A 14,040-nucleotide genomic window follows, 5' to 3' on the forward strand; every position below is an offset into this window, starting at 1 on the left:
GTTAGTTAGCGACGATATTTAGCAGTTTACCTGCAATGTAAATAACTTTTCGTATCGTCTTATCTTCGACAAATTGTTGGACATTTTCTTGCGCCAAGCCAAGCGCTTGAACTTGCTCCTGAGTCGCGTCAGCAGGCACTGTGATCTTAGACCTTACCTTACCGTTAACCTGCACCACAATGAGCTTTTCATCTTCAACGAGCGCCGCTTCATCTACTAACGGCCAAGGCGCAGTTTCAATATCATTGTTATGCCCTAAATCATGCCACAACACATGGCACATGTGCGGCGCAATTGGATTTAGCAACAATACCATCGACTCAATCCCTTCACGCAATACAGCTTGATCTTGAGGGGCGCTTTGTGGGGCCTTTTGTAAGCTATTTAAAAGCTCCATAATCGCGGCTACAGCTGTGTTAAAGGTTTGACGACGACCTACATCGTCCGTCACTTTTGCGATAGTACGGTGAATCGCTCGGCGCAGGTTTTTCTGTTCGCTGTTTAGGGCATTTATATCAACGGCTGGTATGTCACCAAGATCGATAACGTCTTGTGATAATTTCCACAAGCGCTTAATGAAACGGTTTGCACCTTCAACGCCAGAGTCAACCCACTCTAATGTTTGCTCTGGAGGCGCTGCAAACATAGTGAACACGCGGATCGTGTCGGCGCCGTACAAATCGATAACGTGCTGAGGGTCTATGCCGTTGTTTTTAGACTTCGACATTTTAGTCATACCGCCATGTTCTACTGGCTTGTCATCAGCTTTCAAACGCGCTTCAGTGATGCGGCCTTTTTCATCTTTAACGGTGTCAACATCGGCAGGTGAAAACCATTCTTTTTTACCATTTTCATCTTCTCTAAAGAATGAATCTGCTAGTACCATACCCTGACACAACAAACGTTTATATGGCTCATCAGAGCTAACGAGTCCTTCGTCACGTAGTAACTTATGGAAAAAGCGTGAATACAACAGATGCAATATTGCGTGCTCGATGCCGCCTACGTATTGATCCACAGGTAACCAATAATTGGCTTGTTTAGGGTCTAGCATAGCATCTTGGTTCTGCGCACTGCAGTAACGGGCATAATACCAAGACGACTCCATAAAGGTATCAAACGTATCTGTTTCACGTAGAGCTGGCTGGCCGTTATATTCGGTTTTTGCCCATTCGAGATCGGCTTTAATCGGTGAAATAACACCGTTCATTTTTACGTCTTCAGGCAGCACTACTGGTAATTGGTCACTAGGAACCGGCACCGATTCGCCGTTCTGTAAGTTAAGCATCGGTATGGGGGAGCCCCAATAACGTTGACGAGATACACCCCAGTCGCGAAGGCGGTAGTTAACTTTTTTGTTTCCTGAACCTTGAGCTTCTAGCTTAGCGGCGATAGCATCAAATGCATCTTGAAAAGCCAAACCATTAAAATCGCCTGAATTTACCAACACCCCTTTCTCAATGTAGGCAGCAACAGACAAATCACAGTCTTGGTTGTCCTCAGGTGCAGGCTTTACAACCTGTTTAATTGGTAAACTGTATTTTTGCGCAAATTCCCAGTCACGTTGGTCGTGCCCCGGCACCGACATGACCGCTCCAGAGCCATAGCTCATGAGTACGAAATTGGCGACCCACACGGGCACTTTGTTGCCTGTTAATGGATGAATGGCAAATAAGCCTGTGTCACAGCCTTTTTTCTCCATGGTGGCAAGTTCGGCTTCTGCAACTTTGGTGTTTTTGCATGATTCGATAAATTCTGCTAATTCCGGGCGGCTTTGTGCTGCATGCAATGCAAGTGGATGCTGTGCAGCTACTGCCACATAAGTCACACCATAAAGGGTGTCTGGGCGGGTAGTGTAAACATCAAAACTGCTGATATCAGCAACGTCTTCACTTAATTTAAAGGTAATATCGACACCTTCAGAGCGGCCAATCCAATTTTTTTGCATGGCGCGCACTTGTTCTGGCCATTCATCTAATAATTCTAAATCTGAGAGCAATTCGTCGGCATAATCTGTGATTTTAATAAACCACTGAGGAATTTCTTTTTGCTCAACTAACGCACCGGAGCGCCAACCGCGACCGTCAATAACCTGTTCATTTGCCAACACTGTTTGGTCAACTGGATCCCAGTTTACCGTAGAGTTTTTCTTGTAGACCAAACCTTTTTCGTACAAACGGGTAAAGAACCATTGTTCCCAGCGATAATAATCTTTTTTACAGGTGGCCACTTCGCGATCCCAGTCGTAACCGAAGCCTAACAATTTAAGCTGGTTTTTCATGTAATCGATATTTTGATAAGTCCATTTGGCAGGTGCGGTATTATTATTCAGTGCGGCATTTTCAGCCGGAAGGCCAAATGCATCCCAACCCATAGGTTGTAAGACGTTTTTACCATTCATGCGTTGAAAGCGGCTAACCACATCGCCAATGGTGTAATTACGCACATGACCCATGTGCAAGCGCCCACTTGGATAAGGGAACATAGACAAGCAGTAGAATTTCTCTTTATCTTCTCGCTCTGTTGCTTTAAAAGTTTGATTGGTTTCCCAAAGCGCTTGTACCTCTTGTTCTATTTTCTGAGGTTCGTAAATTTTTTCGGCCATTAAAAAGAGTTTCCGCGAAGATAAGGTATTAAATAAGATAGCCGGCAAGAATACCCTAGCGAGTTGCTGGGTCACAATAGCAGAACGTTGTTTTCCTAGCATTTATCGTAAAAAATCCTGTCAATGATGATAAATTTATCCGCAAAATGGGAATGCAATGCTGATTACACCCAACTCGACAGTACAAGCGAAAGGAAAGATAAGGCTGTGGATAATATAAATTTATGAATGAATAAAAAGTGGGACATGCTATTAAGTAATATTTGTTATTATAACAAAATTACGCAGCGCAGACTGCCAAATTTACTTGCTCGAAAGGAAATCTCACCTCTACCATGCATCTTAAATACGCTTTGAGTTTAAAAGATATAACCGCTAAGCCTAGTCGTCGCCTTATTAATCACGCTTTAAAAGACGAACAAGCTATGCAAGCTACCTTTATAGGTCAGGCGCGCGCTAGGGAAGCGCTAGACTTTGGTTTAGGGCTCAACGCCAAGGGATATAATTTATATGTGATGGGCGAACAAGCAACCGGTCGCTTCACCTTAGTGCATGAATATATTGCAAAGTATGTGCGTAGAGTGTTAACTCCAGACGACTGGTGTTACATCAATAATTTTGAAGATGAGCGCGAGCCTTTTGCATTACGTTTACCTCCAGGAGAAAGTAAACGCCTAGTGACAGAGATGGGGACATTGGTTGACGAACTACTCGATACCTTTCCGGCTGCATTTGACAATCCGGGTTATCAGCGAAAGAAAGTGGCGATTACTCGGGAATTTGATCAACGTTATGAGCATGCTATTGATACGGTTGAACAACTCGCGCTAGCACAAAAAGTCGCTTTGTACGAAGAGAACGGCAATATTAGTTTTTCTCCCATCGTTGATGGCAAACCCATTACAGATGCAGACTTTGCTAAATTAAGTGAAGAAGAGCGTCAGCGGTATTATACCTTAATCGATGAACTGGAGAACCGATTAGCCGAAGCATTAATCGAGCTACCTAAATGGAAACGCGCATCCTCAGAACAACTTCGTCATCTTAAGAAAGATACGGCCGAGCAAGGTATTAAACCGTTGCTCAAAGAACTTGAACATCAATATGTTGGTGATTTAGGGATATTGAAGTTTCTGCGTCAACTGAAACCCCATTTGGTAGAAACCATAGTGGAGATATTGGCCGAGGAGAAGAAAGATGAAAAACATGATGAGTACGACAGGCGTTCGGTTTTAGAAGAGCAATATTTGCCTAATATACTCGTTAGCCATGAGTTAAACAGCGGGGCGCCTGTCATTTATGAACCCAACCCAACGCACCAGAATTTGTTTGGTCGGGTTGAATATACCAACGTCTCGGGTTCAGTTTTTACAAATTACCGAATGATCAGGCCTGGAGCACTGCATCGTGCTAACGGTGGATATTTACTACTTGATGTAGACAAGCTAATTTTGCAGCCATACGCATGGGAAACGTTAAAATTAGTGCTTAAGTCGGGGTACCTGAAAATGGACTTACCTCAGCCTGATGTCGGCATGGTTAACTCAATTACACTTAACCCACAGCAAATTCCGATTAGCGTTAAAGTGGTGCTGCTTGGTTCCCGCGAATTGTATTATAACTTACAAGACTACGATGATGAATTTTATGAATTGTTTCGTGTTTTGGTTGATTTTGATCATGAAATTCAATTAGATAAGCAAACCCTATATGACTTTGTGGGACGTGTTCGGCATCAAGTAACGGCGTTGGGATTGAACAGTATTTCCCCTAAAGCGATGTATCGCTTAGTCGAGTACAGTTTGCGTATAGCGGAACATCAGCAACGCTTATCTGCTCGTTTCTCTGATGTGATTGAGTTGCTTAATGAGAGCTCATATTTTTGTCGCAAAAATCAAGTGCTAGATTTAGATGTTACCCAAATTGAAGCTGCCTTAAGCGCGAAAACCCGCCGCACTGGGCGGGTAAGTGAAGCGGTATTAGATGACATTAAGCAGGGACAAATTTTGATTGCCACCGAAGGCGTCGACGTAGGTAAAGTGAACGGCCTTACGGTGCTTGAAGTGGGCGATTGCTTATTCGGTACGCCTGCAAGGATCACATCCACCGTTTATGCTGGCGCTAACGGTGTGGTCGATATCGAGCGTGAGGTTGAGTTGGGGCAGCCTATTCACTCAAAAGGGGTAATGCTATTAACCGGTTATCTTGGACATAAGTACGCTCAGTTATTTCCACTAACATTATCGGCGAATATTGCAATTGAGCAATCCTATGGGCACATAGACGGCGACAGTGCGTCATTAGCTGAATTGGTGGCACTTATTTCGGCGTTAACAAATATTCCAACCCGTCAAGATTTAGCCATCACGGGTTCAATTAACCAGTATGGCCAGGTTCAGTCGGTAGGCGGGGTGAATGAGAAAATAGAAGGTTTCTTTAAGCTTTGTCAGCATCGCGGACTGACGGGCAATCAGGGAGCGATAATCCCTAAATCTAACCAGATCAACTTGATGTTAGATAAAGAAGTCATTGCTGCGGTAAAATTAGGCAAGTTTCATATTTGCGTAGTGGAAACCGTCGATCAAGCACTTGAGTTGTTGATGAACAAAGAAGTCGGGACGATGAATGCTAAAGGTCGTTATCCTAAAGGGACAATTAACTATATGGCGGTCAGCAGTTTACTTAATATCGCCAATGTCGTGAATGGTAATGACGACGAATAGGCCCTATATATAATTTTTTTGCGGCCGAATAATATTTCACAATTCTGTGTTTTTGATAAACTGCCGCGCACATTTTTTATGACGAGAAAACCGATATGCAAATTGCGAAAGATACAGTAGTACAGTTCAAATATATTATTACCGATTTAGACGGGGTTGAGCTTGAAAATAACCGCGATGATGAGGCTGTTGCATATCTTCATGGCCATAGTAACATGATGCCAGGCGTAGCCGCAGCGCTTGAAGGAAAGGCTGTTGGCGATCGTTTTTCGGTTGAACTTGAACCTGCACAGACCTATGGGGAAATTCAGCCCGACGCTGAGCAACGCATTCCGATGAAGCATTTGCAAGATGCACAAGGCACCAAAAAGTGGAAAGCAGGTATGACTGCAGTAGTAAACACCGAGAACGGTCAGCGAGAAGTTACCGTCGTGAAAGTAGGGAAATTTATGGTTACCGTGAATTTGAACCATCCAATGGCGGGTAAAACGTTGAATTTTGATTTAGAAGTCGTTGATGTACGTCAAGCAACGTCAGAAGAAATTGAACATGGTCACGCTCATGGAGCCGGCGGTCACCACCACTGATACAGTCACTAATATAATAGTGAGTTAGTTTACCGAATGCATGCAGAGTAAAAGCCCGTATTAAATCAACTAGGTTAGTTGATTTAATACGGGAGATGTCATCACAGTAAAATTACTTTCTTGGTAGCTCGATTTTTTTCTCGTCACTTTGACGAAATAGCACCAAAGTGTGGCCTATAGATTGTAGTTTTTCTGCTTTTGTCTCACGGACAATCGCATCCATGATCAAACTTTTCTCTTCTCTGTCGTCAGTGGGTACTTTAACTTTAATGAGTTCATGATGGCTAAGCGCGCCCTCAATTTCAGCCAATACGCCTTCGGTCAATCCATTTGCCCCAAGTTGTATAACAGGTTTAAGTGAATGGGCGAGGCCTTTAAGGTGTTGTTTTTGCTTGTTTGATAGAGTCATTGAGTAATATTTCTTACAATTATATTGAATGTGAACAGTTGAAAACAAGTATTCTAGCGCCATCTTGCAAGTATTCCTAATGACAAACGAAGCCAATGGGTAAAAATAAGCAATCTGAAAGTAGTAAACGCTGGCTCAAAGAGCATTTTGACGACAAATATGTCATGGAAGCGAAAAAAAAAGGTCTACGTTCTAGGGCTGTTTTTAAGCTCGAAGAAATTCAAGCCAAAGACGGTCTTCTCAAAAAAGGCATGACGGTGGTTGACTTAGGCGCCGCGCCTGGAGGTTGGTCGCAATATGCGGCGAAACAAGTAGGCGACGATGGTCTGGTGATCGCTTGCGACATTTTGTCGATGGACCCATTACCAGGTGTCGATTTTTTAATGGGGGATTTTCGTGAAGAATCTGTTCTCGACGCATTACTGAACAAAATTGACGGAAAGAACGTAGATGTAGTGATGTCAGATATGGCACCAAATATGATCGGAAATGACACGGCAGACCAGGCTAAATCAATTTACTTAGTGGAACTGTCGTTAGATATGTGCCGACAAGTATTGAAGAAAAATGGCAGTTACGTCGTTAAGGTCTTTATGGGGGAAGGTTTTGAGCAATTCTTTAGTGACGTGAAAAGCGCATTTAAAGTAGTTAAAACTCGTAAGCCTGACTCATCACGAGCGCGTTCCAGAGAGGTATATCTGGTAGCGACGGGCTTTAAATTATAGTAGTCTCAGGCGTGAGATACGCAACAGAATTGAAATAACAGAGGTCAACAACTTGAGCGACATGGCAAAAAATTTAATCTTATGGTTGGTCATAGCTGTCGTTTTGATGTCAGTCTTCCAGAGTTTTTCTCCGGGAGAGTCATCAAAGGTACAAACGGATTACACAACATTTCTTAAAGAAGCTAATCAAGGGCAAATCCGTGAGGTGCGCATTGATAGTGAATCAAGAGAAATTAAAGGGACTAAACGGTCAGGCGAAAGCTTCTCCACTTATATTCCATATTTTGACGATCAACTCATTTCAGATTTGGTTAAACAAGATGTGAAAATTCTTGGTGAACCGCCTGAAGAACCTTCATTACTAACATCTATCTTTATTTCATGGTTCCCCATGTTGTTGCTTATCGGTGTGTGGATATTCTTCATGCGTCAAATGCAAGGCGGCGGCGGTGGTCGAGGTGCCATGTCATTTGGTAAGAGTAAAGCCAAGCTGATGGGTGAAGACCAAATTAAAACAACGTTTGCAGATGTTGCTGGTTGTGATGAAGCCAAAGAAGACGTTTCTGAATTAGTCGACTTTTTACGTGACCCAAGCAAGTTCCAGAAGCTCGGCGGGCGTATTCCTACTGGCGTGTTATTAGTTGGCCCCCCAGGTACAGGTAAAACGTTATTAGCTAAGGCGATTGCCGGTGAAGCGAAAGTCCCGTTCTTCTCAATATCAGGCTCTGATTTTGTTGAAATGTTTGTTGGTGTTGGCGCATCTCGTGTGCGTGACATGTTCGAACAAGCTAAAAAAGCGGCACCTTGTATCATCTTTATCGATGAGATAGACGCAGTGGGTCGCCAACGTGGAGCAGGTATGGGTGGTGGTCACGATGAGCGTGAGCAAACCTTGAACCAAATGTTAGTTGAGATGGATGGCTTTGGCGGCAATGAAGGCGTTATTGTTATTGCAGCGACTAACCGTCCTGATGTACTTGACCCTGCGCTGTTGCGCCCAGGTCGTTTTGACCGTCAGGTTCATGTTGGTTTACCCGATATTCGCGGACGCGAGCAAATATTGAAAGTGCACATGCGTAAAGTTCCGCTAGGAGATAATGTAGAACCGTCATTTATCGCCCGTGGTACACCAGGTTTCTCAGGTGCAGACTTGGCTAACTTGGTAAATGAAGCGGCGCTATTTGCTGCTCGCGGTGGCAAACGTACTGTCTCGATGGAAGAGTTTGATAAAGCGAAAGACAAAATCATGATGGGCTCTGAGCGCAAAAACATGGTGATGTCTGAAGAAGAGAAAACCAATACTGCTTATCACGAAGCAGGCCACGCTATTGTGGGCCGTTTAGTGCCTGAGCATGACCCTGTTTACAAGGTATCGATTATTCCTCGTGGACGTGCTTTGGGCGTGACCATGTATCTACCGGAACAGGATCGATACAGCCACAGTAAGCAGCATCTAGAGAGTATGATATCTAGTTTGTTTGGTGGTCGAATAGCCGAAGCATTAACCTTAGGCGAAGAGCGCGTTACCACAGGGGCGTCTAATGATATCGAACGTGCCACTGATATCGCACGTAAAATGGTGACACAGTGGGGCTTGTCAACCAAGATGGGGCCCATGCTTTACGCCGAAGAAGAGGGTGAAGTGTTCCTTGGGCGCAGTATGGCCAAGTCTAAGCATATGTCTGATGATACAGCGCGCGCCATCGATGCAGAAGTGAAGTCATTAATTGATAGAAACTATGCTCGGGCTGAGAAAATATTGACTGAGAATATTGATATTTTACATTCAATGAAAGATTGTCTGATGAAGTATGAAACCATTGATGCCAAACAAATCGATGATTTAATGGCTCGTACGGATGTTCGTCCTCCGGCTGATTGGATTGAAGACGAAAAGAACGATAGTACGCCTCCTACTGGCGGCTCGGCTGTTAAAGATGAGTCTACCGAAAAGGATGAGCCTAAGAAGCCTGATCCTACGGTTGGTAAACCGGGTGATGCGACTAACTAACCAGTTGGTTTTGTAGTGAATACAGACGCTTTGTTGAGAAATCAGCAAAGCGTTTTTTTTAATACGTTTAAAGTTAATTATCAAAGAAAATTAAACGATGAAATTTAACAATAAAACACTGGCTCTTGATAGTCCCAAAGTCATGGGTATTCTCAACGTTACGCCTGATTCTTTTTCTGATGGAGGCGCTTTTGCGCGCATCGGCAAAGCGATTAACCATGCCAGCGATATGATTGAAGCGGGCGCTGAATTTATCGATATCGGTGGTGAATCGACTCGACCAGGAGCCATGGATGTTTCTGAGCAAGAAGAATTAGACCGAGTGATCCCGGTTGTAGAGGCCTTGAATTCTAGGTTTGATACCATCATTTCTATCGACAGCAGTAAAGCGATAGTCATGGAGGCTGCAGTGGGTGCCGGAGCAGGCCTAATTAACGACGTAAGAGCACTTCAAGAGCCTAATGCTTTATTTATTGCTGCGCAGCTAGACGTTCCAGTTTGCTTAATGCATATGCGTGGACTACCCCGCAGTATGCAAGACGCGCCTTATTACGAAAACGTGCGCCTCGATGTTGAAGATTTTTTACTAGCCCGTGCCCGTGAATGTGTTCAGGCTGGGGTCAGGCATGACAATATATTGTTCGATCCGGGTTTTGGCTTTGGTAAAAATTTGGCGCATAATTACCAGTTGCTTGCCCAATTAGATGAATTGCATCGTTTGGGCTACCCATTGCTGGTAGGAATGTCGCGAAAATCCATGATAGGACAGCTTCTCAATAGGCCGGTGGAAGAACGCTTGGCGGGTAGTGTGGCACTTGCCACTATTGCGGCTTTAAAAGGCGCGCACATTATCCGAGTACATGATGTAAGAGAAACCGTCGATGCGGTAAAAATCGTGTCGATGATACAAAAGGAAAAATAATAATGAGTGACAGAAAATATTTCGGTACCGATGGTATTCGCGGCAAGGTTGGAGAAAATCTGATCAATCCAGAATTTGTAATGAAATTAGGCTGGGCCGCGGGTAAAGTGTTAGCTAGCAGCGGCACTAATAAAGTTCTCATCGGTAAAGACACCCGAATTTCTGGTTATATGCTTGAATCTGCTCTCGAGGCGGGGTTATCTGCAGCCGGCATAAACATTGGTCTACTCGGACCTATGCCCACTCCAGCCATTGCTTATCTTACTAAAACATTCCGTTCAGAAGCTGGCATTGTTATTAGTGCGTCACATAATCCTTATTACGACAACGGCATTAAGTTTTTTTCGGCTGATGGCACTAAATTAGATGATGACATCGAGTTAGCGATTGAAGCGCAAATGGACATGCCAATGGAATGTGTTGCTTCTGACAAACTAGGTAAAGCAGTACGTATTTCCGACGCAGCGGGACGCTACATAGAGTTCTGCAAAGGAAACTTTCCTTCAAACTTGTCACTTAAAGGGTTAAAAATCGTTGTCGATTGCGCCCACGGTGCTACCTACCACATCGCGCCGAATGTATTGAGTGAATTAGGTGCTGAAGTGATTGAAATCGGCACCCAACCCGATGGTCTTAACATTAACCGAAAGGTCGGCGCTACGTCGATGAAAGCGATCGTAGATAGTGTTATAAAAAATAAAGCTGATCTGGGGTTTGCGCTTGACGGTGATGGTGACCGCCTTATGTTGGTTGACCACAACGGTAATGTCATCGATGGTGATCAGATTGTTTATATTATTGCACGCGATGCGCTTAAATCAGGTAAATTGAAAGGTGGCGTTGTGGGTACGGTTATGAGCAACCTAGGCTTAGAAGTGGCACTTGGCACATTAGGAGTGCCGTTCGAGCGTAGTAATGTTGGCGATCGTTATGTACTTGAGTTGCTGCGTCAAAAGGGTTGGTCGATAGGGGGGGGAAGGTTCTGGACATGTATTAAATCTAGATGCTGCCTCCACGGGCGATGGAATTGTCGCCGGCTTACAAGTGTTAGCTGCTATGTTGAATGCAAACATGACCTTAAGTGAACTGAGTCGCGGGATGACAAAGTTCCCACAGACGCTTATTAACGTGCGCTTCAATGTCGGTGACACCCCTTTACAGAGCGACGAAGTGCAACATAGTGTACTTGAAGCTGAAAAAGCACTGGGCCAGCGAGGACGTGTTTTACTGCGTAAAAGTGGTACTGAACCTTTGATTCGCGTTATGGTTGAAGCGAATGACGCCACTGACTCAAAGAAGTGGGCTGAGCATATTGCAGACGCTGTGCGTAAAGCAACTGGACAATAAGTCAGCAATATTAAACCAGACTGACTATTTACTGAATAAAAGTCGTTAAAATTCAATTCTGCCACTTGTATATTAGTGGTAGGTTGGTTAATATCTCGCGCGCTTTTCACTGGCACTACAGGAGTTAGATTGCAAATGAATAACCGTCGGCCATTAGTGGCAGGTAATTGGAAAATGAACGGAAATCTGGCATTAATTAAGCAGATTGAGCAAACGTTTTCAAAAGCGGATATTTCTCACGTAGATGTTGTTGTCTGTCCTCCATTTCCTTATCTAGGTGGATTTGGTGATAATAATTTTGCCTTAGGTGGGCAGAATATTAGTCACTTTGAATCAGGCGCACATACAGGTGAAACGGCCGTCAGTATGTTGAAAGAAATGAATTGCCAATATGTTATTTTGGGACATTCAGAAAGACGTGCTGATAATGATGAATCAAATGAACTTGTTGCTAATAAAGTAGGGCTAGCTTTAAAACACAAACTAACTCCGTTGTTTTGTGTTGGCGAACCAGAAGATATTCGTGATAATGGTCAGTTTTTTGATTTTATTGCTGCGCAATTAAATGCGGTGATAAAAGAGGTTGGTATCGCTGCGTTTAACAACATTGTTATTGCCTATGAGCCGATTTGGGCAATAGGCACTGGCAAAACAGCGAGCCCAGAGCAAGCACAAGAAGTGCATGCATTTATACGTCAACATTTGGCAAAGCAAGACAGTAATATCGCCAATCAATGTGTAATTTTATATGGCGGTAGTGTAAAAGGCAGCAATGCTGTTGAACTGTTCTCCCAACCTGATGTTGATGGCGGTTTGATTGGCGGTGCCAGTTTAAACCCAGAAGATTTTTTAAGCATTTGCCTAGCGGCAAAGCGATAGAGGCGACACATGTTTTACGAAGTATTGATTGTAGTTTATTTAATTGTAGCGATTATGTTGGTCGGCTTTGTTCTTGTTCAACAAGGCAAAGGCGCAGATATGGGCGCATCATTTGGTAGTGGTGGTTCAAACACTGTTTTTGGTTCATCAGGTTCGGGCAACTTCCTTACACGTACTACTGCGATATTAGCTACATTATTCTTCGTGATTAGTTTAATCTTAGGTAATCAAACTGCTGATAAAGAAAAAGCAGTTGATGATTGGCAGAATATTGAAGTTCCGGTTTTAGATGAGCCGGTTGAGTCTATGACTACACCACAGGAATCTGATGTACCCGTTACCACATCAGATGCACCTGCAAGCGATATACCTCAAAGCTAAAAAAATTACCACGCGGATGTGGTGGAATTGGTAGACACGCAGCCTTGAGGGGGCTGTGGCTTAGGCCGTGGGAGTTCGAGTCTCCCCATCCGCACCATACAAAAGAAAAGGGCCGTAACGTGAGTTACGGCCCTTTTTTATTATTGAGGCTTTTTTGCCGCTATTCGGCTAATCATTATTTAAATTTGGTTAATTATGAGTCAAGTTAGTCTACGACAAGTCACAAAGGTTTTAGGAAGTGGTGCTAATCAATATCATTTTCCGAGTATAACGGTGGAATTTGCCACTGGAGAGTTTGTGGCTATAGTCGGTCCTTCAGGTGTTGGGAAATCAACCTTGCTGCGCCTTATCGCTGGGCTTGAAACCCACGATAGCGGAGAAATACACTTCGACAATGTCAAAGTAGACAGTCTCTCTAGCCATGAACGAAATGTCGGCATGGTCTTTCAAAACTATGCGTTGTTTCCGCACCTAACTGTGGCGGAAAATTTGGGTTACTCTTTAAGTGTCAAAAATGTGGGTAAAGCGCTTATATCCAGTGATGTTAAAGATGTTGCTAAACGTTTGGCTATCGGTGATTTACTCGACCGATATCCAAGACAGTTATCCGGAGGTCAGAGACAAAGAGTGGCTATAGGCAGAGCGATGTTGTCGAAACCGCAGCTTTTTTTGTTTGACGAGCCTTTTTCTAATCTTGACCCTGAACTTAGAAAACAGATGCGTCAGCAGTTAAAGGATTTACACCTTAGTTTAGCCGCTACCACCTTATTTGTAACCCATGATCAGCATGAAGCGATGGCACTTGCTCAACGCATTTTATTGCTGAGTGAAACCGGTATCGAACAATTCGACACACCGCAAAATATTTACCAGTATCCCAGTAATCTGTATGTCGCACGCTTTTTTGGCGATCCTAAAATCAACGAATTCAAAGCTTGGGCCGACCGTGAAGGGGTGCATATCGATTGTGGTACTACTTATAGCCTTAAATGCGATTTACCGAGTGAACTATACAACTCAGCTTTGTCTGTTGGAGTGCGTCCTAGAGCCTTTAGTTTGAGTGTTGATGCAAAAAATCATGGCCTAAGGATGCAGCTTACTCAAATCGAATACTTAGGGGATACGCAATATCTCTACTTGTCACCGTTAGAAGGAAGTCATAAAAATATAGCCGTGGTTGCAGATGACGACCAAATTTCGGTAAATCAAATGGTTTACGTAACTTTTAGCTTACAGGACATTCTGTTATTTGACGAAAATAGTCAGCGGATCCCGTTAGAGAATTATGCGCTACGCGATATCGAGTAACTAACAGCATTTATCCCGCTAATTCAAAGGCGACTCCCTCTACCTTGGTATTCTGGTTGCCAGAACAGCAGACCTATTATCGAAAGCAATTAATATTAGCATTTGAAATCTAAAGACTATTCATTGCTAACTATACTTGCAAT

General features: G+C 43.6%; 10 protein-coding genes, 1 tRNA gene and 1 pseudogene. 10 read left to right on the forward strand and 2 right to left on the reverse strand.

Annotated features, from left to right (window positions below; all coding sequences use genetic code 11):
- Nucleotide 1: 1 nt before the first annotated feature.
- The gene (gene leuS, locus GQR89_RS06805; RefSeq protein WP_158772169.1) at nucleotides 2–2,605 is read right to left on the reverse strand and encodes a leucine--tRNA ligase; all 2,604 of its coding nucleotides are present in this window, start codon (nucleotides 2,603–2,605) and stop codon (nucleotides 2–4) included.
- A 335-nt stretch (nucleotides 2,606–2,940) separates the two neighbouring features.
- On the opposite strand from leuS, the gene GQR89_RS06810 reads away from it, so the two are divergent.
- Together GQR89_RS06810 and GQR89_RS06815 are read left to right on the forward strand one after the other, a co-directional pair.
- On the forward strand, nucleotides 2,941–5,328 hold the full coding sequence (locus GQR89_RS06810; RefSeq protein ID WP_158769353.1) for a Lon protease family protein: 2,388 nt from the start codon (nucleotides 2,941–2,943) through the stop codon (nucleotides 5,326–5,328).
- A gap of 95 nt (nucleotides 5,329–5,423) precedes the next feature.
- Nucleotides 5,424–5,915: a peptidylprolyl isomerase gene (locus GQR89_RS06815; RefSeq protein ID WP_158769354.1), complete on the forward strand. Its 492-nt coding sequence runs from the start codon at nucleotides 5,424–5,426 to the stop codon at nucleotides 5,913–5,915.
- 112 nt (nucleotides 5,916–6,027) lie between these two features.
- Here the strand turns inward: GQR89_RS06815 and yhbY are convergent, their stop codons facing one another.
- Nucleotides 6,028–6,324, reverse strand: coding sequence for a ribosome assembly RNA-binding protein YhbY (gene yhbY / locus GQR89_RS06820; protein WP_158769355.1), 297 nt, complete (start codon nucleotides 6,322–6,324; stop codon nucleotides 6,028–6,030).
- Nucleotides 6,325–6,419: 95 nt separating this feature from the next.
- On the opposite strand from yhbY, the gene rlmE reads away from it, so the two are divergent.
- From rlmE to GQR89_RS06860, 8 genes and pseudogenes are all read left to right on the forward strand, one after another.
- Nucleotides 6,420–7,049 (forward strand): 23S rRNA (uridine(2552)-2'-O)-methyltransferase RlmE, encoded by a 630-nt coding sequence (gene rlmE / locus GQR89_RS06825; protein WP_158769356.1) that lies wholly within the window; start codon nucleotides 6,420–6,422, stop codon nucleotides 7,047–7,049.
- A 52-nt stretch (nucleotides 7,050–7,101) separates the two neighbouring features.
- Nucleotides 7,102–9,060: an ATP-dependent zinc metalloprotease FtsH gene (gene ftsH, locus GQR89_RS06830; protein WP_158769357.1), complete on the forward strand. Its 1,959-nt coding sequence runs from the start codon at nucleotides 7,102–7,104 to the stop codon at nucleotides 9,058–9,060.
- Nucleotides 9,061–9,157: 97 nt separating this feature from the next.
- A complete protein-coding gene (gene folP, locus GQR89_RS06835) occupies nucleotides 9,158–9,982 on the forward strand; it encodes a dihydropteroate synthase (RefSeq protein ID WP_158769358.1) in 825 nt (274 codons plus the stop codon).
- A gap of 2 nt (nucleotides 9,983–9,984) precedes the next feature.
- Nucleotides 9,985–11,329 (forward strand): annotated as a pseudogene (gene glmM, locus GQR89_RS06840) (phosphoglucosamine mutase).
- Nucleotides 11,330–11,458: 129 nt separating this feature from the next.
- Complete coding sequence (tpiA, locus tag GQR89_RS06845; protein WP_158769359.1) at nucleotides 11,459–12,208, forward strand: triose-phosphate isomerase; 750 nt, start codon at nucleotides 11,459–11,461, stop codon at nucleotides 12,206–12,208.
- A 9-nt stretch (nucleotides 12,209–12,217) separates the two neighbouring features.
- On the forward strand, nucleotides 12,218–12,589 hold the full coding sequence (secG, locus tag GQR89_RS06850) for a preprotein translocase subunit SecG (protein ID WP_158769360.1): 372 nt from the start codon (nucleotides 12,218–12,220) through the stop codon (nucleotides 12,587–12,589).
- Nucleotides 12,590–12,601: 12 nt separating this feature from the next.
- Nucleotides 12,602–12,686, forward strand: a tRNA-Leu gene (locus GQR89_RS06855).
- A gap of 98 nt (nucleotides 12,687–12,784) precedes the next feature.
- On the forward strand, nucleotides 12,785–13,897 hold the full coding sequence (locus GQR89_RS06860) for an ABC transporter ATP-binding protein (protein WP_158769361.1): 1,113 nt from the start codon (nucleotides 12,785–12,787) through the stop codon (nucleotides 13,895–13,897).
- Nucleotides 13,898–14,040: the final 143 nt, after the last annotated feature.

It is taken from the genome of Paraglaciecola sp. L1A13 (assembly GCF_009796745.1).
Lineage (GTDB): Bacteria > Pseudomonadota > Gammaproteobacteria > Enterobacterales > Alteromonadaceae > Paraglaciecola.

Excerpts from the sequence above, each read along its gene's own strand:
- yhbY (WP_158769355.1), bottom strand. The coding sequence starts at position 6,324 with ATGACTCTATCAAACAAGCAAAAACAACACCTTAAAGGCCTCGCCCAT.
- GQR89_RS06815 (WP_158769354.1), top strand. The coding sequence starts at position 5,424 with ATGCAAATTGCGAAAGATACAGTAGTACAGTTCAAATATATTATTACC.
- secG (WP_158769360.1), top strand. The coding sequence starts at position 12,218 with ATGTTTTACGAAGTATTGATTGTAGTTTATTTAATTGTAGCGATTATG.
- leuS (WP_158772169.1), bottom strand. The coding sequence starts at position 2,605 with ATGGCCGAAAAAATTTACGAACCTCAGAAAATAGAACAAGAGGTACAA.
- rlmE (WP_158769356.1), top strand. The coding sequence starts at position 6,420 with ATGGGTAAAAATAAGCAATCTGAAAGTAGTAAACGCTGGCTCAAAGAG.
- folP (WP_158769358.1), top strand. The coding sequence starts at position 9,158 with ATGAAATTTAACAATAAAACACTGGCTCTTGATAGTCCCAAAGTCATG.
- GQR89_RS06860 (WP_158769361.1), top strand. The coding sequence starts at position 12,785 with ATGAGTCAAGTTAGTCTACGACAAGTCACAAAGGTTTTAGGAAGTGGT.
- GQR89_RS06810 (WP_158769353.1), top strand. The coding sequence starts at position 2,941 with ATGCATCTTAAATACGCTTTGAGTTTAAAAGATATAACCGCTAAGCCT.